A 23,722-nucleotide genomic window follows, 5' to 3' on the forward strand; every position below is an offset into this window, starting at 1 on the left:
CTCAGTCCCAGCGGAGCTGCGGGTCGACCACGACGGGGAAGTTCACCGAATTCGCGACGAAGCAGCGCTCGTGCGCTTCCTCGTGGGCGAGTAGCGCCCGCGCCTGCACATCGGGAGAGGGGGGCGCATCGGGAGAGCGGGGCGCGTCGCCAGCCTCGCGCGCGTCGGCCGCGTCACCCCCCTCGTTCGAGGCCGCCAGGGTGACGACCGGACGCAGCGCGACCCGCTCGAACCGGCCGCCGCCCGAGGCGTCCGTCACCATCACCCCGTGGGCGCGATCCTCGTACGCCGTGACGACCACGCCCGAGGCCGCGGCCAGGTGCAGGTACCACAACATGTGGCATTGACTCAGCGCCGCGACCAGCAGCTGCTCCGGGTTCCACCGCGTCGGATCGCCCCGGAACGCCGGGTCCGCGCTGCCCAGGAGCACGGGCGGCCCGCCCGGCAGGCCCGCGGCGGCGGTCACCTCGTGGTCGCGGCCGTACCCGGCGTACGTCGTGGTCCCCGGGCCGCGGTTCCCGGTCCAGGTCACCACGACGTCGTAGGTGTGCCGATGACCAGCCATCACTCGTCCCCGTCCGGGCCCTCCTCCAGGCGCCGCAGCACGGCCTCCAGCTCGGGGGCGTGTTCCAGCAGGACCGTCACCTTGTGGGTCTCGCCGTCGTCCACGAGCTGCACGGTGCGCGACCCGGCCCGCCGTACGCCGTCGACCTCGATCGCCGTCACCCGCCGCGGGGCCTGGCCCTTGGCGTCGATGGTGATCTCGTACGTCGCGCCGCCATGCCGGTAGGTGACACTGGCCGTCGTCCAGGCGCCCGGCAGGCTCGGGTCGAGGACCAGGCGGTCCTCCATCCGCCGCACGCCGAGGATGCCTTCGAGCCCGGCCCGGAACATCCAGCCGGAGCTGCCCGTGTACCAGGTCCAGCCGCCGCGCCCGACGTACGGTTCGACGGAGTAGACGTCCGCGGCGATGACGTACGGCTCGGTGCGGTAGACGTCCGCCGCGTCCCCGTCGAGGGCGTGATTGATGGGGTTGATCAGCGAGAACAGCTCGCCCGCCCGGTCCTGCCGCCCCAGGGCGGCGTTGGCGAAGATCGACCAGAGGGCGCCGTGCGTGTATTGCCCGCCGTTCTCCCTGACGCCCGGCGGGTAGGCCCGCACGTAGCCCGGGTCGGGGTCGGAGGTCTCGAACGGGGGCGTGAACAGGCGGGCGACCTTCTCTTCGGTCATGATCAGGTGCTCGTCGACCTGCCGCATCGCGCTCAACGCGCGCTCCGGCTTGGCCGCGCCGGACAGCGCCGCCCAGCTCTGGGCGATGGCGTCGATGCGGCATTCGGTGCGGGCCTTCGACCCCAGCGGGGTGCCGTCGTCGAAGTAGCCGCGCCGGTACCAGTCGCCGTCCCAGCCGTGCCCCTCCAGTGCTTCCAGGAGTTTGCGCTGGTAGGCCTTCGCGTGCTCGGCGAGCTGCGGGGCCCGCTCCGAGAGCGTCGGCATGATGTCGGAGATCGTCTTGTGCAGGAACCAGCCCAGCCAGACGCTCTCGCCCTTGCCGCGCTCGCCGACGCGGTTCATCCCGTCGTTCCAGTCGCCGCAGCCCATCAGCGGCAGGCCGTGCACGCCCGCCGTGAAGGCGCGCTGCAGCGCAAGGATGACGTGATCCTGCAGCGAGGCGGTGCGCCGCGACCGCTCCGGGGTGAAGAAGTTCTCGTGCTGGTCGTCCTCGAGGGTCGGGCCGACGAGGAAGGGGACCTGCTCGTCCAGCACGGCGACGTCGCCGGTCACCCGCAGGTAGTGCGCCGTCGCGTGGACGAGCCAGACGACGTCGTCGGAGATGCGGGTCCGTACGCCGGCGCCGGTGGCCGGCAGCCACCAGTGCTGCACGTCGCCCTCGACGAACTGGCGCGACGCGGCACGCAGCAGGTGCTCCCGCGCCGGGCCCGGGTCGACGAGGAGCGTCGCCATCGAGTCCTGCAGCTGGTCGCGGAAGCCGTAGGCACCGGACGTCTGGTAGTAGCCCGACCGCGCGAACAGCCGGCAGGCCAGGGTCTGATAGAGCAGCCAGCCGTTCATCATGAGGTCGAACGCGCGGTCCGGGGTGCGCACCGCGACCTTGCCGAGCCGGTGCCGCCAGCTCGCCCGCACCGTCTCCAGCGTCTCGCCGGGGTCGGCGGCGCGGTAGGCCTGCACCAGTCGCCGGGCGCCGTCGGCGTCGGTGGCGGCGCACATCGTCATCGGCACGGACAGCGTCTCGCCCGCCCCGATCGTGAAGGTGCCCTGCAGCGCGGCGCACGGGTCGAACCCGGCGCCGACCCGGCCGGCCAGCTTCTCGCCGAGCATCACGGCCCGCGGGGCCGTCAGGTCGCCGTGCAGCCCGAGGACCTCGCGCCGGGCGGCGGTCAGTGAATCCTGGCGCCCGCCCATGTCGAAGGCGACGACCTGGTCCGCGAACGCCGTACTCCACGGGTTACGCACGAACAGCGCACCGGTGGCCCGGTCGACCTCGGTGAGCAGGTGCCGCGGCCCGTCGTCGCGCTTGAAGCCGAGGAGCAGGTCGGCGTACGACGTGATCGTGACCGTCCGCGCCGTGCCGGTGGCGTTGCGGATCTTGAGCCAGGACACCTTGACGGGGTCGTCGCCCGCGACGTACTGGGTCAGGTCCAGCTCCAGCCCGGCCCGGTGGTGCCGGTAGCGGGTGTAGCCGAACCCGTGGTGGACGACGTGCCGGCCGGTGCCGATCGCCCCCGCCATCGGCGAGAGCACGGTGCCGGACTCGTCGTCGCGGACGTAGACGACCTCGCAAACGGGGGCGCTGACCGGGTCGTTGCCCCACGGCGTGATCTGGTTGTCCCGGCTGTTGCGCCACCAGGTGTAGCCGGCCCCCTCGGCCGTGGCGTGGAAGCCGAACGTCGGGTTGGCCACGACGTTGGTCCACGGCGCCGGGGTGTGCCGGCCCTCCTCCAGGACCGTGACGTATTCGCTGCCGTCGGCGGCGAACCCGCCGTAGCTGTTGAAGAACAGCAGCGGGTCCGGGACGGGGGTCGGCGGGATCTCGGGCGCGGGGCGCCGGGCCGGGCTTGCCGCGGACCGCGCGGCGGGCAGGACCGCCGGCAGGGCGGCGGGACGCGCGGTGGCGCCCGTCCCTGCGCCAACCGCCCTGGTCTCGGTGGCGGGCTCCGCGGGCAGCGTCGCCGACGCCGCGAGCGGGAGCTGCGCGGCGAGGTCGCCGCGGCGCGCGTCGAGGACGACCCGGGCGGCCGCCGTCAGCGAGGCGAGCACCTCTGGGTCGGTCTGGTCGGCACGCAGCAGGAAGATGCGCCCGGTCGAGTCCGGCGACCCGGTCCGCGGCTGGATCGACACCACCAGGTGTTCCAGGCGCTGCTGCAGGTCCTCGGCGTAGCTCGTGGAGTGCAGGTTGACGACCACGAGGTCGACCGCGAACCGGCGCAGCCGCCAGAACTCGAACGCCCGGACCATCTGCCGCACCAGCGGCAGCTCGCTGCCGTCGGCGATGTTGACCAGCACGATCGGCAGGTCGCCGGAGATCCCCAACGGCCACAGCGAGCTCTGCGGCGCGGCCGAGCGGATCATCAGCTGCTCGTCGGGACGCAGCACTGGGTGCGGGTAGAGCACGTGCCCGGCGAGCGTCTGGAACTGGTCGGCCTCGTCGGCCGCCACACCCAGGTAGCGCAGCTGGATCTGGGCCTCGGTCCAGCCCAGCGAGGCGATGCGCTCGTACGCCGAGGTCTGTCGGTGCTGATCCAGCAGCCGGACCAGGTCTTCCCGGGTGGCCGCCGCAGCGGTCCACAGGAACACCCGGACCCGCCCGCCGGGCGGCACCGAGACGCGCTGGCCCAGCGCGGCGATCGGGTCGAGGGTGTAGCCGAGGGCCTCCGGGTCGTCGGCGCCGACGGCGCGACCGTCGCTGTAGGGCCAGCCGTTCTCCATCGCGGCCGGCGCGCGGGTGCTGCCGCCGCGGCCGAGGAACGCTCGGCGGTTGGTCTGCGGCACCAGCGGCCCCACCTCGGGGGCCTCCACCACGCTCGCCGCGTCGGGGGTGCCCCGCCGGGCCAGCGGGGTCTCCACGACGAGCATGTGGCCCAGCCAGACATTGGGAGCCCCCGAGGCGCGCGGCCGACGGTAGGCGATGATCGCGCCGAGGCCCGGGTCGTACTCCGTGTGCACGAACATCCGGCTGAACACCGGGTGGGCGTCGTCGTCGGCAGCGGCGCCCAGCACGAGCTCGGCGTAGCTGGCCAGCGTGATCGTGCGGGCGTCGTCGCCCTCGTTGGTCAACGTCACCCGGCGTACGGCGACGTCCGACTCCGGCGACACGCGCCAGTCGAGGATCGACGTGATCGTGCCGCGATGCCGCCGGTAGATCGCGCTGTCCTGGTTGAACCGCACCTCGTATTCGCCGGTGGCGCCGCGGACCGGCATGCCGGTCGCGGACCAGTACCGGCCCGTCTCGTCGTCGCGCAGGTAGACGAAGTCGCCGAGCTGCTCGGTGCTGCGGTCGACCCGCCAGCGGGTGAGCGCGTTGCCGTTCCAACGCAGTTGGCTGCCGCCCGCCGGGGTGAGCGTGAGGGAGAGCCGGCCGTTGGACAGGTGGTGCACGGCCGGGGAGAAGGCCGAGCTGCCGATGTAGGCGCGCTCGGTCGGCGCCATCATCGCGTCGCGGCCGGTCCGCAGTCCCTGCTCGCGGGTCTTCTTCGGGGACACCGGCACATAGCGCGGCGCCCGCTCCTGCAGCAGCAGCTCGCAGGCCGCGATCATCGGCTCGGCGTGGAACCGCTCCCGCATCAGCCCGTCGTGGACGGCGTTGTGGATCGCGAGCAGGGTCATGCCGTGGTGGTGGGCCATGTAGCACTGCACGACGGCGTACTTCTCGCCCTGCGGCAGGCGCGCCCCGGTGAAGTCGACGGCCTCGTAGAAGCCGAACGGCCCACGCGCCCCGAGGCCCCGCAGCCGGTCGTAGTTCGCCGCGGCGTCGCCGGGGTCGACCATCGCGGCGAGGCCGGTGGCGTACGGCGCGATGACGAGATTGTCCGAGAGCCCGCGCACCAGGCCGAGGTCGGGGACGCCGAACGGGCTGTATTGGTAGGTGTGCTGCGGGTCGCGGGCGTTGTACGCCGACTCCGAAATGCCCCACGGGATGTCGAAGCGGGACGCGTAGCTCATCTGCGCCCGCACGACCAGCCGCATCGTCTTGGCGAGCAGGCCGGTCGAGGGCTGGCGCATGACGAGGCCGGGCATCAGGTACTCGAACATCGAGCCCGACCAGGACGCGAGCGCCGCGCCGCCGCCGGCCGCGCACAGCGGCCGCCCGAGCATGACCCAGTGGCGGGTCTTGACGTCGCCCTTGGCGATGGCGAAGAAGCTGGCCAGCCGCGCCTCGGAGGCGAGCAGGTCGTAGCAGCTGTCGTCCAGCTGCGCGTCGGGCACGTGGTAGCCGATCGAGAGCAGGCCGCGGCGCGGGTCGACGAGGAACTTGAAGTCGTGTGCGTTGGCCAGCTCGGTGCAGCGGCGGGCGATGTCCATGAGCCGCCCGTCGAGCGCGGACCGCTCGCCGTCGGGCAGCCGGTCGGCGCGCAGGCCGACCACCGCGCGGGCCACGGCCTGCGCCCAGGCGGTGGGGGTGCCCGCCCCGGCCGGGTCGTGCGGGTCGCCGGTGCGGTGGTCCGGGTCGGTCGCGCCGACGACCTCGACGAGCGCGGTGGCCATGTCGGCCGCCCGGGCCAGGTTGACCTCGCCGTCGGAGCCGGGCTCCAGGGCCCGCTCCACGGTCGAGACGGCCTCCTCGATGCGGGCGATGCCGGGCGCGCCGATGCGACGTACGGTCTCTTGCTCCTCCAGCACCTGCCGCAGGACGCCGAGCGTGTCGCGGACGCCCTCGACGCGGTCCACGCCGGGGGTCTTGATGCCGCCGACCCAGTCCAGGCAGGACTGGCGCAGCGCGATGAGGTGGCCGGCGAAGTTGCCGGAGTCGACGGAGGAGACGTACGCCGGGGGCAGCGGGACGAGGCTCTGGGTGTCGTACCAGTTGAGCAGGTGCCCCTTGTGCTTCTCCAGCCGGTCGACGGTCTCCAGCGTGCCCTCGATGCGGGTCACGGCCTCCTCCGCGCCGATCCAGCCGTTGTCGGCCGCGGCCACGCAGACGAGCATGTAGAGCCCGATGTTGGTCGGGGAGGTGCGGTGCGCCACGACCGGGACCGGCGCCTCCTGGAAGTTGTCCGGCGGCAGGTGGTTCTCGCTCGGGCCCACGAAGGTCTCGAAGAAGTGCCAGGTCCGGCGGGCGACCAGCCGCAGCGAGCGCAGGTCGTCGGGCGAGGCGTGCAGGTCGGTCGAGGAGTGCGGGCGGCTGATGAGCCAGGCCACCAGGGGCGCCGCGAGCCAGGCCAGGACCAGCGGAGCGGCCACGAGCAGCGACCACGGGCCGCGCCAGATCGCCACGGCGAGCAGGATGAACGCCGGGATCAGGCCGACCGCCATGGCGCGGGTGAAGAACCGCAACGTGTTCTTGTTCGCGGCCGCGGACGCGGCGGCGGTGGTCCATTCCAGCAGGTGCTTGCGGGAGACCAGCAGGCGGAACATCGTCCGGAAGATGGCGTCGAGGCACAGGGTCGCCCGGTGCGCGAGCAGCACCGTGTTGGTGAGGCCGAGGATGATGCCGTCGCGGGCGTCCTCCATGACCGCGCCCAAGTAGCTGGAGCGGATCACGCCCTTCTCGCGCCGGCTCAGGGCGGCGGGCAGCGAGAACAGCGGCGGGATGAAGTACGCCGCGAGCAGCGCGAAGATCGCCACGCAGGCCGCCAGCGGCGGCAGCAGGGCGAGCAGCGTGATGATGCCGACGACGACCGCGATCGGGACGAGGGAGCGCCGCAGGTTGTCGATCATCTTCCACAGGCCGAGGCCGTTGATACCCTGGCGCCGGAACAGGATCCAGGGCAGCAGCTGCCAGTCGCCGCGGATCCAGCGGTGGTCGCGCCGGGAGGCGACGAAGTAGCTGGTCGGGTAGGCCTCGACGACCTCGACGTCGGTGGCCATGCCGGACCGGGCGTAGTTGCCCTCGAGCAGGTCGTGGGACAGCAGCGTGTTCTCCGGGATGCGCCCCTCCCAGGCCGCGGTGACCGCCGCCAGGTCGTAGATGCCCTTGCCGGAGAACGAGCCCTCGTCGAAGAGGTCCTGGTAGACGTCGGAGACCGTCGTCGCGTAGGGGTTGGTGCCCTGCGGGGTGGAGAAGATCCGCTGGTACGTCGAGCTCTCCTCCGCCAACGGCAGGGAGGGGCTGACCCGCGGCTGCAGGATGCCGTAGCCGCGCAGGACCTGCCCCGAGGGGTGCAGGCGCGCCACGTTGAGCGGGTGGGCCATCTTGCCGACGAGCTGGCGCACGGACTCGCGCGGCAGCCGGGTGTCGGAGTCGAGGGTCACGACGTAGCGGAACGGCCCCGGCAGCCGGCCGGCCTTGACCTCCATGTCGTTGCTCTGGTCGCCCTGGAGCAGGTGGTTGAGCTGCTCGAGCTTGCCGCGCTTGCGTTCCCAGCCCATCCACTTGCCCTCACTGGGGTTCCAGCGGCGCGGGCGGTGGAAGAGGAGGAAGCGGTCGCCGTACTGGCCGTTGAGCTGGTTGATCCCGTCGACGGCCCGCTGCAGCAGGGCCTCGTCGCCGTCCAGGATCTCCGCGTCGGCGTCCTTCCAGTCGGTGGCGGCGCCGAAGTACAGCTCCTGGTCCTTGTTGGCGAGGTAGTGCACCTCCAGGTCCGAGACCAGCTCATCGACGCCCTCCGGAGAGGTGATCATCGTCGGGATGACGACGAGGGTCCGCAGCCGTTCCGGCACCCCGCGGGTCAGCGCCAGCCCCGGCAGCGGAGTCTCGGGCATGAGGCGGGTCGACCAGTAGTTGACGATGCTCAGGGCCAGGTCGCTGGCGGGCAGGCCGAGCAGCACCGCGGCGATGAGGGTCCAGGTGGGCGGCAGCGACCCGAACCGGTGCGTGCCGAGGCCCGGCACCCCGACGGCGGGGTCGACCAGGCGCCACATGACGTACGTCGCGAGCACGGACATGGCCAGCGTCAGGACGGTGAGCGCGCCCAGGTAGCCGGGCAGCCCGGCGCCGCGCATCAGCCGCACGACGCGCTGGTGACGATCCGGCCGGTAGCCGAGCCGCGCCTCGAAGGTGGGGCGGCCCTCGTCGATCAGCCAGTAGCCGACGTCCTGGCGCACCTCGTCGGACGAATAGGCGCTCTGCTGCAGCACCGCCCGGGTGACGTCGATCTCGTTCTGCCGGGAGCCGCGGGCCAGCTCCTCGACGGCCTGCCGGTAGAGCCCGCGGCTGGCAGCGTCGAGGGCGGCGTAGTCCGGGTTGGTACGCAGCTCGCGCTCGATGAGCGAGACGCTCTCGAACCACTCGCTCCACGACACGTCGTTGATGAGGCGCAGGCTCTGGAAGATGTTGCGCATCGTGACCGAGTCGCGCGCCACGAGCTGGTGCTCCTCGTGGACCAGCGCCGAGGGCTCCAGGCCGCGCGACTCCAGGTCGTTGTCCAGCCAGGCGAGCGTCTCGTCCAGGTTGGTGCCGGTCAGGCGGCGCATCAGCCGCACGACGAAGGTGCGGCCCTGGCCGGTCAGGCCGTTGGGCAGCACCTGGGACGCCTCGGCGGGACCATGCGCGTCCGGGCCGAGGCCCAGGAGCCGGTCGGCCGCCGCGTCGGCCGCCGCCAACTGGCGGGAGCTGTCGGCGAGGCTGTCGGAGAGGCGCCGCATGTTCTCGATGAGGACCAGGCTCAGCATCAGCGGCAGCGCGCTCAGCTCGGCCACGGTCAGGGCCTTGCGTGATTCGTACGCCCGAACGAAGCGGGCCAGCAGCATCGGGTCGAACACCGAGTCGCTGTGCGCGACGTACGCCCACGCGATGGCAAAGACCCGTGGGTAGCCCTCCAGGAAGCCACTGCCGAGCCGGGGCAGGTCGTCCAGGGCGTTGCCCGGCAGCCCGAGCCGGATCTGGCGGATGTGCCGCTCGACCAGGTGGAAGTTGTCGACCAGCCACTCCCCCGCGGGGGTCAGGGCGCGCTTCTCGGCGATGTCGTGGTTGAGCACGTCGTACGCCTTGGTCAGCGCCAACGCGTCGTCGTTCAGCCGCGCCAACAGGGTCTTGACGCGCGGCGGACGGCGTACGGTCGTGTGGCCGTCGGCCAGCGAGACCGCGTGCTCCTCGAACCGTTCGGGGCTGAACAGATCCGCCCGGATCGGATCACCCTCCTGCCAGGGGATGGTCGTCGCCGCGCTGCGCGGGGAGGGACTGCCACTGTTCGCCACCGGCCCAGTTTGCCCGAAACCGGTGCCTCCAGCCTGGCGAGCGAGGGTTCGATCCCCGCGTCGGCGTGGCGCGGTCCGGTGCGACGGGTCAAGCTGGGGCCCATGCGCGTCGCACTCGCCGGGTACGCCTACGCCCGCAGCATCCACGCCCCGTTCCTCCGGGCCGCCGGCGCCCAGGTCGTGCTCGCCGCCACCGGCGACCCCGCGCGGATGGCGCAGGCCGAGGCGGATTGGCCCGGCGTGCGGGTGGTGCCCGACCTGCTCGCAATGCTGGCGACGGCGCCCGCTCTGGGGGTTGACCTGGTGGTTTTGGCCACCCCGACGGGCCTGCACGCGGAGCACGTCAGGGCGGTGCTCGACGCGGGGTTGCCTTGCGTCGTCGACAAGCCGCTGGCGTGCGAGGCGGCTTCCGCGGCGGCGCTGGTGGCGACGGCGCGGACGGCGCGGGTGCCGCTGACGGTGTACCAGAACCGGCGGTACGACGAGGGCCCGCGCGCGCTCGGGGCGCTGCTGGCCGGCGGGGAATTGGGGACGGTGCGGCGGTTGGAAATGCGGTACGAGCGGTGGCGGCCGGAGCCGCGGCACCGGTGGCGCGAGGACTCGCCGTGGCAGGCCGGCGGCGGCGTGCTGCTGGACCTGGGCAGCCACGTGGTGGACCTGGCGGTGCAGGTGCTCGGCCCCGTCACGAGCGTGACGGCGCAGGTGGCGTCGGTGACGACCACCGCCGACGACGACGCCGTGCTGTTCTGTCGCCACGCGGGCGGCGGGGTTGGCGGCGGCGCGGGCGGCGGGGTTGGCGACCGTGGCGGCGACGAGGTTGGTGGCGACGCGGACGGTAGCGCTGGCGGGGCGACGTCGGTGCTGTGGGTCTCGTCGGTGCAGCCTGCCCCGGGGCCGCGGTTGCGGGCCGTGGGCACCCGTGCGGCGTACGTCTGGGACGACTTCGAGGACGAGGGGGCCTATCCGGACCTGCGCGACGCACCGGGATCCTCGGGCTGGGTGGTGGCGGGGGCGACGCGCCGCCCCGCGCCACTCCCCGACCGTGCCGCCGACGGGGCGGCGGATTTCTACCGGGGGGTGGCGGCGGCTCTGAAGGCCTGTCCGGCGGGCCCGGAGGGGTACGCCGCGCGGCAGGCGGCCATGCCCGTCGACCCCGAGGAGGCGGTTCACACGCTGGCCGTGATCGACGCCGCCCGGATCAGCTCGGTCGAGCGCCGCGAGGTGGCGGTAGCCGCGGGCTGACGCACCGGAGATCAGGGCTGGGCCCGCCAGCCTGGACGAGCGGGGTGACCCCGCCAGTCAGGGCTGCAGCAGCTGCTTCTTTTGGACCTTGCCCATCTCGTTGCGCGGCAGGGACGCGACGAAGCGCACCTCACGGGGGCGCTTGTGCACGCTCAGCCCGTCGGCCACGGCCTGGGCCAACCGGTCGCCGTCGGGCGGGTCGGTCGCGTCGGCCGGCACGACGTACGCCACGATCCGTTGCCCCAGGTCGTCGTCCGCTTCGCCGATGACGGCGACCTCCGCGACCCCCGGCTGCCCGAGCAGGAACGTCTCGATCTCGCCGGCGCCGATGCGGTAGCCCCCGGACTTGATCAGGTCCACCGACTCGCGGCCGACGATGCGGTGGTTTCCATCCGGACCGATCGTCGCTACGTCGCCGGTCACGAACCAACCATCGGCCGTAAAGGATTCGGCGGTGGCGTCGGGGCGGTTCAGGTACCCGCTGAACAGCGACCGTCCCCGCACCTCCAGCCGCCCGACCGCCTCGCCGTCGGAGGGCACCGCGGCGCCGTGCTCGTCGCGCAGCCGGGTCTGCACCCCCGCCACCGGCCAGCCCACGTGCCCGGCGACCCGGGGACCGTCGTGCCGGGCGCTGACCGTAAGCAGCGTCTCCGTCATCCCGTACCGCTCCACCATCTCCTGACCCGTCAGCTCGCGCATCCGCTCGAAGACCGGCACGGGCAGCGGCGCCGACCCGCTCACCAGGAGCCGCGCGGGGGCGAGCCGGCGGACGGCGGCGGGCTCGGCGGCGATGCGGCCCCAGATCGTCGGTACGCCGAAGCACATCGCGCTCGCGCCCTGGGCCAGCGCGGATTCGACGGCGTCGGCGTAACTCTCGGGGGTCGGCCGACCCGGGTGGATCAGCGACCCGCCGACCCGCAGCGGGCCGAGGCAGCCGACGATCAACCCGTGGACGTGGAACAGCGGCAGCCCGTGCACGAGGGTGTCGGCGGCCGTCCATCCCCAGGCGTCGGCCACCCCGTCCAGGCCGGCGGCGATCGCGCGCCGGGAGAGCTGGACGCCCTTCGGCAGGCCGGTCGTGCCCGAGGTGTAGAGGATCATCGCGATCGCTTCAGGGTCCGGGGCGGCGGGTAAGCCGGGCGTCGTCGGCACTCCAGTGGGAACCCCACGAACCGGCACGACGGGCAGCGCGCCACCCGCCGCCGCGGCCGCCGTGCCCGGTTCCGGTGCCGGCCCGACCCAGTGGGACACGGCGGAATCGGCCAGGATGTGCGCCAGCTCGGTCGCGCCGGCGTCCTTGGGGACTGGCACCGCCGTGAGTCCGCCGGCCAGGATGCCCACGACCGCCAGCACGGTGTCGAGAGTGGGCTGGGCCAGGACGGCGACCCGGTCCGCGCCCAGCGCGCGGAGCCGCCCGCCGAGCGCCAGGGCCACCCCGCCGGCCTCGGCGTACGACATCGACTCCCCCGCGACCGTCAGCCGTGCCTCGGGACGGGCCGACAGGCCCGGTAGCAGCGCGTCGAGCGTCACGACGCGGGCGCCCAGCGCGGGTCGCGACCCATCCGCGCGAGCAGGCGGTCGGCGCGCGGGGCGTCGTCGGGAACGGGTACGGCGGGTGCGCAAATGCCCTCGCCATACAGGTGCTCGCCGAACCCGTCCAGCGCGGCTTCGATGGCGTCGAGCTCGGCGTCGGTCCAGGCGGCGTCGCGGCCCGCGGCCCGGGCCAGGTCCCAGCGGTGCACGAGCATGTCGAACCCGTAGAACCGGGTCATGACCTCGCCGAGCGTCGACGTACCGCCCATCGAGGGCACCTCCTGATCCGCCACAACCGGATCGGCCAGGTAGCGGGCGACGGCCTCGGCGTGCGTGCGCCACCCGATGGGCGGATCGGCGAGGTCGGGGGGCAGCCCCAGGTCGTGACCCGCGCGCATCATCACGTCGCGTTGGGTGTCGATGACGTGGGCGAGGACGTCGGCGGCGGTCCAGCCGGCGCACGGCGAGGGCCGGGACCAGTCGGTCGGCGCGAGGGCGTCGACGACGGCCATGAAGGGGGCCTGGCAACGGTCGTACTCGGCGGCGCTCATGCGCCCGAACCTACCGGCCGCGTAGGCCACCCGACAGGGGCGGTGGGTGGCGGCTGGGCTAGCCGGCGGCGGGTACCAGGCTCGCCAGGCGGCGCCCGGCGTGCTTCTGGACGAGCAGGGGGATGAAGTCGCGAATGGGACCGTCGAGGGCCTGGTGCTCGGTCCGTACGGCGGCCTCGACCACCTCGGGCGGCACGTCCGGGAAGCGGACCATCAGTTGCTCGAGTACGTCGCGGATGGCTTCCGACTCGGATCGTTGCCTCATGCAAGTGACCATAACCAAGGCGCGTGAGCGCACGTTCACGGTTTGCGGGTGAGGCGCGACACAGGCCGCGTGCCAATGCCGGAGAGTGCGGTCACCAGCCAGTCACCCAGCCCGTCATAACTTCGTACCATGGTACGAAGTTATGACAGATCCGCCGGTACGGCGCACGTAGCGGGCTCGGGCCTGGTCGGCGAGCTGTTCGCGGGTGCGCGGCGGGGCCGAGGTGCTCAGGCTGTCCAGGAGGGCCTGGCTCGCCAGGGTGATAGCCGTCACGGCCTCGTCGTACGCCGTCTGGTTGGCCCGGCTCGGGGTGCGGCTGCCCGCGATCTTGCGGACATATTGCAGCGCCGCGTCATGGACCTCCGCGCTGGTCGCCGGCGGGGTGAGGTTGTGCAGCGGCCGGATATTGCGGCACATCGGGCCTCCTGGGGGACGGCGGATGCGGTCCGCGCCATTCTCGCAGTCGTGTGCAGCGATGCCGCGGTCGGGCAGACTGGCGCGCCATGGAGGCCGCGCGACGGGTGCTGGTCGTCGACGCCGCCAATGTCGTCGGCGATGTGCCCGACGGCTGGTGGCGGGACCGTCCGGGCGCGACCGCGCGGCTGCACGCCGGCCTGCTCGATCGGATCACACCGGCGGGACGCTGCCGTACGACGAGGTGGTGCTGGTCGTCGAGGGACAGGCGCGGCGCGGGGTGCCCGAGGGCCAGACGGCCGCCGTGCGCACCGTGCATGCCCCAGGTAGCGGCGACGACCAGATCGTGGCGACGTGCACCCAGCTGGTCGCCGAGGGGACGACGGTGACCCTGGCCAGCGCGGACCGGGGTCTGATCGCCCGGCTGGGCGGGCTCGGTGTGGGGGTGGCCGGCCCGCGATCCGTTCGCGACCGCTAGTTCCGGCCGGGCTCAGACCGGGTCCGGCGCCCCGCGCTCAGACCGGCTCCGGCACCCGTTCGGCTCGGGCGGGGACCTCAGGCTTGCGGATCGTGAACACGCTCGCGGCGGCCGCCGCGCAGAGCAACCCCGCCGCCCACCAGGCCAGCCGGTAGTCGCCGTGGGCCTCCCGGATCCAGCCGGCGACGCTAGCCCCGGCGGCCGCGCCGATCATGTGCGCGGCGAACACCCAGCCGAACACGATCCCGGACCGCTCGATGCCGAAGTGCTGCCGGCACAGCGCCAGCGTCGGCGGCACGGTCGCCACCCAGTCCAGGCCGTAGAAGATGATGAACGCCCACATGCCCGGCTGGACGTCCGGCGCCCACAACCAGGGCAGCCCGATCAGCGAGAGGCCGCGCAGCCCGTAGTACGCCCAGAGCAGCAGCCGCGAGTCCACCCGGTCGGTGAGCCAGCCGGAAGCGACGGTCCCCACCACATCGAAGACGCCGACGACGGCGAGCAGCCCGGCCGCCGTCGTGGCGGGCATGCCGTGGTCGTGCGCCGCGGGCACGAAATGGGTCTGGATCAGCCCGTTGGTGCTCCAGCCGCAGACGAAGAACGTCCCCGCCAACACCCAGAACGCCCAGCTGTCGCGGGCCTCGCGCAGCGTGTGCAGCGCGACGCGGGCCGGACCGCGGGCCGCCTCGACCTGCGGGGGCGCCGGCAGATCCGTGGTCACCCCGACCGCATCGAGGGCCGGGTCGGGCGCGTCGTGCGGCTCGGCGTGGTCAGTGTTCGCCCGGTCGGCCACGCCGGTGTCGGGCGGGCCGGGAACCGAGCTGGGCGTGGCGGCGGCGCCGTACGGCTCGACGCCCACCTCGTGCGGGTAGTCATGCAGCAGGAACCACACGAGGGGCGCCAACGCCAGCGCGAGGACCGCCACCACCGCGGCGGCGAAGCGCCACCCCGGGCCCTCCGCGGCCGCCGCGATCAGCGGGAGAAACGCGAGCTGCCCCAGGGCGTTCGCGGCGGAGAAGATCCCCGTCACGAGGCCCCGGTGGGTAGCGAACCAGCGGTTCGCCACGATCGCGCCGAACACGAGGGCGGTGCAGCCGGTCCCGGCGCCGATGAACAGGCCCCAGAGCAGGTAGAGCTGCCACGCCGCGGTCATCACACACGTCAGCCCGCTTCCCAGGCCCACGAAGACCAGGGCGGCGGTCACCACCCGACGTACCCCGAACCGCTCCATGATGGCCGCCGCGAACGGGGCGGTCAGCCCGTAAAACAGCAGGTTCACGGTGACGGCCCCGGAGGTGACGGTCCGGGACCAGCCGAACTCGCGCTCCAGCGGTTCCATCAGCACGCCCGTGGAGGAGCGGAACGACGAGCCCGCCACGAGGGCGCCCAGCGTCACCGCGGCGACCAGCCACGCGCGGTGTCGCCAGGCGGGCCGCCGGTCGGTGGGGGCAGAGAGAGGGGTCACGGGCGCGTCCTTGGTGTGCTCAGTGCTCGGTGGCGGGGTGGAATCGGGAGCGGTACGCCGTGGGCGCGACCCCCAACTGGCTGGTGAAGACCCGGCGCATCGACTCCTCCGAGCCGAAGCCGGCCAGCCGCGCCACGGTCGGCGTGGGATGGTCGGTCTGGGTGAGCAGGCGTTCCGCCGCGCCGAGGCGCAGGTCAGCGAGGTACGCCCCCACTGGGCGCCCCGTCTGAGCGGAGAACAGGCGCTGGAAATGGCGCGGGGACATGCCGGCGCGGGCGGCGAGCGCGCCGACGCTGTGGTCGTCGCCGGGGCGCGCGGCCATCGCACGCTCGACCGCCCGAATCCGGTCATCGTTGGCGCGCTCCACCCAGACGGGCTCGGCGAACTGGGACTGGTTGCCGGGTCGCTGGACGTACATCACCAGCGTGCGCGCCACGTCTTGGGCGATCGCGGCGCCCAGATCGTGCCCGATCACGGCCACGGCGAGATCGAGGCCCGCGGTGATGCCCCCGGAGCTCCACACGTTGCCGTCGCGAAGCCAGACCGGTTCGGGGTCGACCCGAAGGCCGGGGTGGGCGTGGGCGAGGTCGTCGGCGTACTTCCAGTGCGTCGTCACCCGGCAGCCACCGAAGCCCATGGGGCCGCCGATCAGGCCCGCGTCCGCCGCGAGATAGGCGCCCGTGCAGACCACCAGCAGCCGGCGCGGCCGCGCCCGCGCCAGCCAGTCCGTCAGCTCGGGCGCAACCGGCCCCCGCGCGCCCCGCCCTCCCGGGATGAGCAGCGTGCCGCCCTGAACCGGGCCGTGCTCCCCGAGCGGGTCGGCGCCGAGCCGCACCCCCGAGCCGCCCGTCACCTCGCGCGTCGGGCCGACGATGGACAGGTCGTACGCCGGAGCCTCGCCCCGTCTCGTCAGGGCATCGTTGGCGAAGGCGAAGGCCTCGTACGGTCCGACGACGTCGATGGGTTGCACGCCGTCATACGCGACCACGACCATCGGCTCCACGCAGCCATCCTGACCGGACCGGGCTCGATGGCGCAATGACGCGCACCCCACAGATCATGCCAAGCACGGCCCTTGGGATACCGGACGTCAGTACGTCGTGCCCTCGTCCAGGCCGAGCTGGTCGACCCAGAGGTCGCGCAGCGCTTCAAGCTCCCGGCCCATCCGATCGGCCGGGGCGGCCAGGTCGTCGCTCGCCAGCTCGTCGTGGATGTTGAAGTCGAACGCGCCGTCGCCGTACGCGTCCCAGTCCGCCTGAAGTTCCCGGTTGGGGTGCATGCCGTTGGACAGGTTGAACCGGTGGCCGTTCATGGCGCCGACGAGATGGTCGGTGCACCCGACGTACATCCGGCCCGTCGGCCGACAGGTGATGCTGTAGACGCCCGCGCGGGGGGTGAAGCCACGGTAGGGATGCTCGCTGACCTGCCCCGTCATCGTGTCGCCTCCTTGCGCGCCGCGAGCACCTTCACGCCGCCGCCGTCTCGCCGTACCTGACGCACCCACGCTAACGCGGGGGGAAACCGGCCCCGGAGGCGCCCCCGCGGGTGCGGCGGCCGGTTGAGGCGCGGGTCATCCGCGCGCGAGCCAGGGCATCTCGGCGGCGGCGATGGTGACGTACGGGAGGGTGACCTCCAGCGGGAGCTCCACCACGTAGCGGACCAACCGCCCCACGTGCGCCGGGTCGAAGGTGGGTTCGGGCCGTACGGACCCGTCGGGCTGGGGTACACCGTCGGCCATCCGCGCGGTCATGTCCGTGGCGGCGTTGCCGATGTCGAGCTGGGTGCACCGGATCATGAACCCCCGGCCGTCGAGCTCGATCGACCTGGTCAGGCCCGTGATGGCGTGCTTGGTGATCGTGTAGGCGGCGCTGCGCGGGCGCGGGACGTGCGCCGAGATCGAGCCGTTGTTGACGATCCGGCCACCGCGGGGGTCCTGGGCCTTCATCCGGCGCATCGCCTCGGCGGCCGCCAGGAACGGGCCGGTCAGGTTGCCGGTCACCGCCGCCTGCCAGTCCTCGACCGAAAGCTCGTCGGCCGAGCCGGGCGCCGCCCACCCGCCGGCGTTGTTGACGAGGACGTCGACGCGCCCGTACCGGCCGATCGTCGCGTCGAACAACGCCGCCACCTGCTCCGGACGGGTCACGTCGGCGGGTACGGCGAGCATGCGGTCGGCCAGATCAAGCGGTACGCCGCGGTCGGCGGCCTCCTGCGCCGCGACGGCGATCGTCTCCTGCAGCGGGTCCTCGCGTCGGCCGGCCAGGACCACGCTGTGGCCCCCGAACACCAGGGCGACGGCCATCGCCCGGCCCAGCCCGGAGCCGGCGCCCGTGACGACGACGACACGCGGCGGCGTGAGTGCGGTCATGGTCGCATTGTGTCGATCGGCCGGTCCGGCGAGCGGGAGGCCGCGGCGGTGCCGCCCTGCCGGTCCCACTCCCCCTGACGGTTGTGGGTAGCGCTCACGGTGGTGGCGACAACCACAACCGCGAGCGACAACCGCAACCGCGAGCCGCAGCCCCACCCGTGAGCGGCAACCACACCCGTGAGCGCGAGCGACCGCCGCATCCGCGAAGGGTCGGACCACCGGAGGGGTCAGGCCAGGACGCCGAGCTCCGCGGGAGCGCCCGGCACGACCCGGCCGGGGTCCGCCCCGAGCAACCGGCGGACCAGCTCGGCGTACACCGCCCGGAAATCCGTGGTCGCCTTGAGGTCGCCGTTGTCCAGGTCCGTCAGCGAGGGAGCCTCGCCGAGAGCCCCACACGTCCCGGAGCAGCTGACCTCGGCTGAAGACCTGCCCGGGAGCGAGGAGCAGGTAGGCGAGCAGGTCGAACTCGCGCGCGGTGAACTCGACCTCGGTGTCGTCGACGAGGACGACGCGGGTACGCCGGTCGAGGCTGACGCCCGCGGCCGTGAGGAGGCCGTCGCCGCCGGTCGCCGGCTCGTGGCTCGGCGGCAGGCTCGACCGGCGGATCAGGGCCGCCACCCGCGCCAGCACCTCCCGCGGCGAGAACGGCTTGGTCACATAGTCGTCGGCGCCGAGCTCCAGGCCGAGAACGCGGTCGACCTCGTCGTCGCGGGCCGTCAGGAAGACGACGGGGGTCCAGTCGCCCTTGGCCCGCAGCCGCCGGCAGACCTCGATGCCGTCGATGCCGGGCAGCCCGATGTCGAGGAGGATCACGGAAGGCCGCCGCTCGGCCGTGAGGGTGGGGACGGCTTCGCCGTGCGGAGTGTGCCGTACGTCGTAGCCGGCGCCCTGCAACCGCAACGACAGCAGGCCGGCGATGGCGGCGTCGTCCTCCACCACCAGCACCGACGGACGAGCGGTCACTGCGTCAGGGTACCCACGGCACCCGCCGCGGGCATCGACGAAATGGCCGAATTTGCGCGGGCCGCACCGGAAGAGGATCATTGAGCCTGTCGAACGAATCGATTCGACAACGCAATACGTCGCCCGATCCGGGCGCACGACGGCCGTGCAGGATGCGCCGTCGTGCCTTCCTGCGCGACAGGAAGGACCTTCCATGCCCGACCTTCTCGACGCCCCCACCGCCGCGACCGCGGCGCCCCTGAACGACGCGCAGCCGGCCACCCAGCGGGTGGGCCTCGACCCCCGGGACTACATCTCGTTCGAGGCGGGCGCGCTCGCCGTGGCCGCCGCCGTGCTCTTCGTCGTGGGGATCCTGATCGACGCCTCCGGCCTGCTCGTCCTCGCCGGGGTGACCGCGGTCGCGGCCACGGGCTGCAGCCTGCTCCAGGGCGCGCGGAGCCTGTCGGCGCCGACCGGGACGCGCTGAGCCCCAGGCGGCAAGCCTCCGGGTCTCAGGCGTCGGCCGAGGCGCGAATGAGCGGCTCCGCGGGCTCGCCGGGCTGACGGTCGTCGGCCCACTCGTCGGGGTCGCGAGGCGAGGCCTCATCCGCCTCGCCCCGACTCGCCAGGTTCGGGAGGAATCCGCCGCCGACCTCGGGTCCCAGGTCACTCATCGTCGCTCACCGCCATGCCGTCCGTGGTTTTCGTGAACGGGGAGCCTACTCCCCGGTGAACTCCGAAAACGGTTCTGGCGCAGCGCCGCTCTCTGAACGGCGCCACGCCTGTCGGATGCTGCTGGCGGGCGACCGCGGCCTGGGAGCTGGCGCTGGTCTCAGTCGGAAGCGCCAGCCGCCCCGGCGTACGACCCGAAGCTCCACTGATTGCCCTCGGCGTCCCGCACGGTCGCGCTGCGGCCGCCGTAGTCCTGGTCCGCCGGGGCCAACGCCTCGGTCGCGCCGGCAGCGAGGGCCCGGGCGTAGACGTCGTCCACGTCTGCGTCCGTCGCGACCACGCAGTAGATCGAGGCGGTCCCGACCCGACGCTCGTACGCGCCGGGGGCCTCCCGCGCCGCAGACCCGCACATCAGGGCGCCGGTGCCGCGCCAGGCGAACTCGCCGTGGTCGAGGAGGGCCGGGTCGCTCTCCGACCAATAGAGCGCCACCGGCGTGAAGCCGATCGCCTCCAGGAACGCCACGCCCGCGCGGGGGTCGGCGAAGGACACCGTGGGAAACACTGTCGTCGTCATGCCCCCAGCGTCCCCCGACCGCGCCCGCCGGTTCTTGAACAAATCGGCGCGGCGCCTCCTGGCACCGGTCAGCGCGGGTTGTCGTCGAACTCCGCCAGCTCAGCCAGGGTTCGCCGTGGTGGTTGGCCCGCGAACCGGGTCCATTCGCGGGTGAGGTGCGCCTGGTCGGCGTAACCGCTCGCGGCCGCCGCCTCCGCCAGCGCCACCCCGCGCCCCACCAGCGCGCGCGCCCGGTCGAACCGCATCAGCTGACCGGCCTGCTTCGGCCCGATCCCGAACTCGGTCACGAACATCGCGTGCAGGTGGCGCGCACTCCATCCGGTCGCCGCCGCCAGCTCCGCCACGCCCAGCGACCCACCCGAGGCCGCCAGCGCACGCCAACCGTCCCGCGCCGCCGACGGCGCCGTGTGCACGCGAGCCTCGCCGTACCCGCGCAGCGCCCCGAGCAACGCCGCGTCGAGGATGGCGAACCGCCGCGACCAGCCCGTCGCCGCCGCGAGCCGCGCGTGCACGGCCGCATCGACCCCGAAGGGCAGATCGTCGTGGCCCACCATCGCGGCGGCCAGTGCGGCAGCAGGGGTGCCGAGAAGCGCCCGTACGCCGAGCGGGGTCAGCGCCAGCTGGATCCCGTGCTGCGCGCCGCCGGTGTGGATGAGCGCCGGGCGGGTGTGCAGCCCGGAGGCCATGGTCCAGTACGTCGCCCGGCTGCCCGTCGCGTCCTTCCACGCCACGTCGAGCGGGTGGTCGAAGGCGAGGATGACGGTGGCGGACGCCGACGGTACGCCGTGGTGGATCGCGGGGACGCCGCCGACGTGGCGGTAGCCGACGTACTCGCGCACGTACGGCCACAGCGCCCGGTGCGGCCGGCCCACCGCGCCACTCGCCAGCTCCTCCCCCATGACATCGAGTGTCGCGGGATCGGTGTCCGCCGGGCAACGGGGCGGCGGGTCCGCCATTCTGGGGCGTATGGGCGCCCACCACCACCGCAGGCCGGAGTACGAACCCGCGCAGCCCGATCCGGGCGGCCAACGGCCCGCGCCGACCGCGCCGACCGGGCCGCCCGAGCCGCCCGGGCCGCCCGGGCCGCCCGGGCCGATGAGCCTGACGTTTCTGGGCGCGGCGGGGACGGTGACCGGCTCGAAGTACCTGCTGGCGCTCCCCGCCGGAACCGGCGCCGGCGCCGGCGAGCGACGCGTCCTGGTCGACGCCGGGATGTTCCAGGGCGAGAAGGAGTGGCGGCGCAAGAACTGGGAGCCCTTCCCGGTCGATCCGGCGACGTTCAGCGACGTCGTCCTCACCCACGCCCACATGGACCACTCCGGCTACCTGCCGGCGCTGGTCCGCCAGGGCTTCGCGGGCTCGATCCACTGCACGGCCCCGACGCGGCAGCTGGCGGAGATCGTGCTGCGGGACTCGGCGTACCTGCAGGAGAAGGACGCCCAGTACGCCGCCGAGCGCGGCTACTCCAAGCACGACCCGCCGCTGGCGCTCTACGGGATGCGGGACGTCGAGCGCACGCTGCCGCTGTTCCGGGTCGTCGACTACGACACCGACGTCGAGCTGGGCGACGGGCTGCACGCCCGGTTCACCCGCGCCGGGCACATCCTCGGCTCGGCGAGCGTGCGGCTCTCGCACGGGACCCGCGCCGGAACCGAGACCGCCGTGCTGTTCTCCGGCGATCTCGGCCGTGACGACCACCCGGTGCTGCGGGCGCGGCAGGTGCCGCAGGGGGCGCCGTACGTCGTGATCGAGTCGACGTACGGCGACCGCGAGCACCCGGACCCCGCCGGCCTGCCGCACGAGGCGTTCGCGGCCGCGATCCGGCGGACGGCCGCGCGCGGGGGTTCGGTGCTGGTCCCGGCCTTCGCCGTGGACCGCACGGAGATCGTCATCACGGCGCTCGGCGAGATGCGCGACGCCGGCCGCATCCCGGATCTGCCGATCTACATCGACTCGCCGATGGCGATCGCGGCGCTGAAGGTCTACAAGGAGGGCCGGCACCGCACCGAGCTGCGAGCCGACCTGGACCCGGAACACTTCCTGGACCTGCGCTCGTTGCGGGAGGCAGCGACCAAGGAGGAGTCGATGGCGCTGAACGATCCGCGGATGCCGAGCATCGTCATCAGCTCCTCCGGCATGGCCACCGGCGGGCGTGTGCTACACCACCTGGAGCGCATGCTCCCGGACAACCGGAACACCGTCGTCCTGACCGGATATCAGTCGGTGGGCACTCGAGGCCGGGCCCTGGCCGACGGCGCTGAGCAGCTCAAGATGCACGGCGGGTTCGTACCGGTGCGGGCGGAGATCGTGCGGGACGACGAGTTCAGCGTGCACGCGGATTCCTCGGAGCTGCTCGACTGGCTGCGGGCCTTGCGGCCCGCGCCGCGCGCCGTCTTCGTCGCGCACGGCGAGCAGCACTCGGCCGACGCGTTCGCCCGCCGCATCCGCGACGAGCTGGGTCTGCCCGCGAGCGTCCCGGGCCACGGCGAGAGCGTCGCGCTGGTGGCCACCGCAGCCGCTGAGCCCGACCCGGCCGCCGGGTCGGGCCGGCCGACCGGCGACCCCGCATGATCCAGGTCCTGCTGCTGGCCCTGGCGTCGGCCACGTCCGCGGCCTGCTCGACGGTCGCCAAGCACCAGAGCACCCGCCGCCCGCACGCGGACCTCGCGTTCGCGCGCCGGCTCCCGACGCTGCTCGCCTCGATGATCGCCAGCCCGTGGTGGCTGGCGGGGCTCGTCTTCGACGTGGGGGCGATCGGCTTCCAGGTGCTCGCACTGCGGTACGGCGACCTGTCCGTCGTCCAGCCCGTGCTGTGCGTGTCGCTGGTGATCGGCCTCGCCCTCAACCATCTGCTCGACCGGACCCGGATCCGCAAGACCGAGGTGGCGTTGGGGCTCCTGCTCATCGGCGGCCTGGTGATCTTCCTCGCGTCGTCCGGGTCGCTCGGCCCGCAGGGCGAGGAGGCGATCGGCCGCAAGGTCCCGGGCATCATCCTGTCCTGCGTCGCGGGTGCGGCCGTGCTGGCGTGCGTCTGGTACGCCCGGCGTACCCATGGCGGCCGCCGCGCGCGGGCTCTCGCCGTGGTCACCGCGATCATGTACGTCGCGATGGCCGGCTTCATCAAGTCCTCGACCCGCATCGCCGACTTGCGCGGGTGGGAGGCCCTGCTGACGTCGTGGCAGTTGTGGTGCGTGGTGGGCTGCGCCCTCGCGGCGATGCTGGCGCAGCAGGTGGCGTACGGCGCCGCGCCGCTCGCCCAGAGCCTGCCCGTGGTCGCCTCCCTCGACCCCCTGTTCGCGGTGACGTTGGGGGTGGTGGTGTACGGCGAGCACCTGCGGCACGGCCCGCTGGACCTGGGCCTGGAGGGCCTGGGCCTGGCCGCCCTGCTCCTCGGGGTGCTCGGGATCAGCCGGCTCTCGGCGGCCGACGAAGAGGCGAATCGCCGCGCTGTTTAAAGCGATTCGCCCGTGAGCGAAACGTGACGAGAGTCTCGGAATCCTTGAAAACGGCGCGTTGTTACCGACTCTGGTGTCAGGCGACCCTATTCTGGGGAGAGTGGCGCCATTGACCGAACGGTAGACTTAACCCTTCGGTAACCAACAGTGTCAGGAGCATTTCCCATGACGACTGCCGACCTGATGGCGGCCCCGGCGATCCCGCTGGGCCCCGCGACCTCGGCGTCCCGCTTGGCCGACCTGGCCGCGACGGGCGGCCCCGCCGTGCGCCTGCGCGTGGCCCAGCACGCCAACACCGACATCGACACCCTCCTGCGCCTCGCCGACGACGAGGAGCGCACGGTGCGCGAGCACGCCGTACGGCGGCTCGCCGCCTGACCTTTGCCGGCGGCCCGCCGCCGGAACCGACGCGACGCCCAGCCCGGGGCCCCGAAGGGCCCGGCTGGGCGTCCTC

At 73.3% G+C, this 23,722-nt stretch carries 18 protein-coding genes and 1 pseudogene; 6 read left to right on the plus strand and 13 right to left on the minus strand.

The features are described from left to right. Nucleotide 1: 1 nt before the first annotated feature. Both IPK37_05555 and IPK37_05560 read right to left on the minus strand, forming a co-directional pair. Nucleotides 2-565: an OsmC family protein gene (locus IPK37_05555; protein ID QQS01868.1), complete on the minus strand. Its 564-nt coding sequence runs from the start codon at nucleotides 563-565 to the stop codon at nucleotides 2-4. Next, nucleotides 565-9,312, minus strand: a complete 8,748-nt coding sequence (locus tag IPK37_05560; protein ID QQS01869.1) for a glycosyl transferase — start codon at nucleotides 9,310-9,312, stop codon at nucleotides 565-567. The genes IPK37_05555 and IPK37_05560 overlap by 1 nt, the downstream gene beginning before the upstream one ends. A 102-nt stretch (nucleotides 9,313-9,414) precedes the next feature. Between IPK37_05560 and IPK37_05565 the strand changes: the two genes are divergently transcribed. Continuing rightward, nucleotides 9,415-10,554, plus strand: a complete 1,140-nt coding sequence (locus IPK37_05565) for a Gfo/Idh/MocA family oxidoreductase (GenBank protein ID QQS01870.1) — start codon at nucleotides 9,415-9,417, stop codon at nucleotides 10,552-10,554. Between the two features lie 57 nt (nucleotides 10,555-10,611). Here the strand turns inward: IPK37_05565 and IPK37_05570 are convergent, their stop codons facing one another. The 4 genes from IPK37_05570 to IPK37_05585 all read right to left on the minus strand — a co-directional run bounded on the left by IPK37_05570 (nucleotide 10,612) and on the right by IPK37_05585 (nucleotide 13,320). Beyond that, nucleotides 10,612-12,012: an acyl-CoA synthetase gene (locus tag IPK37_05570; GenBank protein QQS02691.1), complete on the minus strand. Its 1,401-nt coding sequence runs from the start codon at nucleotides 12,010-12,012 to the stop codon at nucleotides 10,612-10,614. Between the two features lie 68 nt (nucleotides 12,013-12,080). Then, entirely contained in the window at nucleotides 12,081-12,638 is a 558-nt protein-coding gene (locus IPK37_05575; GenBank protein ID QQS01871.1) for a TIGR03086 family protein, read from the minus strand. 58 nt (nucleotides 12,639-12,696) lie between these two features. After that, nucleotides 12,697-12,903, minus strand: coding sequence for a hypothetical protein (locus IPK37_05580; protein ID QQS01872.1), 207 nt, complete (start codon nucleotides 12,901-12,903; stop codon nucleotides 12,697-12,699). Nucleotides 12,904-13,017: 114 nt separating this feature from the next. Next, complete coding sequence (locus IPK37_05585; GenBank protein QQS01873.1) at nucleotides 13,018-13,320, minus strand: DUF2277 domain-containing protein; 303 nt, start codon at nucleotides 13,318-13,320, stop codon at nucleotides 13,018-13,020. Nucleotides 13,321-13,406: 86 nt separating this feature from the next. On the opposite strand from IPK37_05585, the pseudogene IPK37_05590 reads away from it, so the two are divergent. Next, a pseudogene (locus IPK37_05590) lies at nucleotides 13,407-13,795 on the plus strand (hypothetical protein). A gap of 37 nt (nucleotides 13,796-13,832) precedes the next feature. Here IPK37_05590 and IPK37_05595 read toward each other — a convergent pair. The 4 genes from IPK37_05595 to IPK37_05610 all read right to left on the minus strand — a co-directional run bounded on the left by IPK37_05595 (nucleotide 13,833) and on the right by IPK37_05610 (nucleotide 18,588). Beyond that, nucleotides 13,833-15,260 carry an MFS transporter gene (locus IPK37_05595; GenBank protein QQS01874.1) on the minus strand — a complete coding sequence of 476 codons (1,428 nt, stop codon included), beginning with the start codon at nucleotides 15,258-15,260 and terminating at the stop codon, nucleotides 13,833-13,835. A 19-nt stretch (nucleotides 15,261-15,279) separates the two neighbouring features. Next, nucleotides 15,280-16,263: a helix-turn-helix domain-containing protein gene (locus IPK37_05600; GenBank protein QQS01875.1), complete on the minus strand. Its 984-nt coding sequence runs from the start codon at nucleotides 16,261-16,263 to the stop codon at nucleotides 15,280-15,282. Between the two features lie 87 nt (nucleotides 16,264-16,350). Next, nucleotides 16,351-16,695 carry a GIY-YIG nuclease family protein gene (locus IPK37_05605; GenBank protein ID QQS01876.1) on the minus strand — a complete coding sequence of 115 codons (345 nt, stop codon included), beginning with the start codon at nucleotides 16,693-16,695 and terminating at the stop codon, nucleotides 16,351-16,353. A gap of 135 nt (nucleotides 16,696-16,830) precedes the next feature. Then, nucleotides 16,831-18,588 (minus strand): SDR family NAD(P)-dependent oxidoreductase, encoded by a 1,758-nt coding sequence (locus tag IPK37_05610; protein QQS01877.1) that lies wholly within the window; start codon nucleotides 18,586-18,588, stop codon nucleotides 16,831-16,833. Nucleotides 18,589-18,781: 193 nt separating this feature from the next. Here IPK37_05610 and IPK37_05615 point away from each other — a divergent pair, with 193 nt between their 5' ends. After that, complete coding sequence (locus tag IPK37_05615; protein QQS01878.1) at nucleotides 18,782-19,054, plus strand: hypothetical protein; 273 nt, start codon at nucleotides 18,782-18,784, stop codon at nucleotides 19,052-19,054. Between the two features lie 25 nt (nucleotides 19,055-19,079). On the opposite strand, the gene IPK37_05620 is transcribed toward IPK37_05615, so the two are convergent. The 3 genes from IPK37_05620 to IPK37_05630 all read right to left on the minus strand — a co-directional run bounded on the left by IPK37_05620 (nucleotide 19,080) and on the right by IPK37_05630 (nucleotide 20,712). Further along, nucleotides 19,080-19,241, minus strand: coding sequence for a hypothetical protein (locus IPK37_05620; protein QQS01879.1), 162 nt, complete (start codon nucleotides 19,239-19,241; stop codon nucleotides 19,080-19,082). Nucleotides 19,242-19,399: 158 nt separating this feature from the next. Further along, the gene (locus tag IPK37_05625; protein QQS01880.1) at nucleotides 19,400-19,813 is read right to left on the minus strand and encodes a glyoxalase; all 414 of its coding nucleotides are present in this window, start codon (nucleotides 19,811-19,813) and stop codon (nucleotides 19,400-19,402) included. Nucleotides 19,814-19,881: 68 nt separating this feature from the next. Further along, the gene (locus tag IPK37_05630; protein ID QQS01881.1) at nucleotides 19,882-20,712 is read right to left on the minus strand and encodes an AraC family transcriptional regulator; all 831 of its coding nucleotides are present in this window, start codon (nucleotides 20,710-20,712) and stop codon (nucleotides 19,882-19,884) included. 196 nt (nucleotides 20,713-20,908) lie between these two features. Here IPK37_05630 and IPK37_05635 point away from each other — a divergent pair, with 196 nt between their 5' ends. The 3 genes from IPK37_05635 to IPK37_05645 all read left to right on the plus strand — a co-directional run bounded on the left by IPK37_05635 (nucleotide 20,909) and on the right by IPK37_05645 (nucleotide 23,646). Further along, nucleotides 20,909-22,384 (plus strand): MBL fold metallo-hydrolase, encoded by a 1,476-nt coding sequence (locus tag IPK37_05635; protein ID QQS01882.1) that lies wholly within the window; start codon nucleotides 20,909-20,911, stop codon nucleotides 22,382-22,384. Continuing rightward, a complete protein-coding gene (locus IPK37_05640) occupies nucleotides 22,381-23,268 on the plus strand; it encodes a DMT family transporter (GenBank protein ID QQS01883.1) in 888 nt (295 codons plus the stop codon). Before IPK37_05635 ends, IPK37_05640 begins: the two co-directional genes overlap by 4 nt. A 165-nt stretch (nucleotides 23,269-23,433) precedes the next feature. Then, the gene (locus tag IPK37_05645) at nucleotides 23,434-23,646 is read left to right on the plus strand and encodes a hypothetical protein (protein ID QQS01884.1); all 213 of its coding nucleotides are present in this window, start codon (nucleotides 23,434-23,436) and stop codon (nucleotides 23,644-23,646) included. Nucleotides 23,647-23,722 lie beyond the last annotated feature (76 nt).

The organism is Austwickia sp., assembly GCA_016699675.1.
Taxonomy (GTDB): Bacteria; Actinomycetota; Actinomycetes; order Actinomycetales; family Dermatophilaceae; genus Austwickia.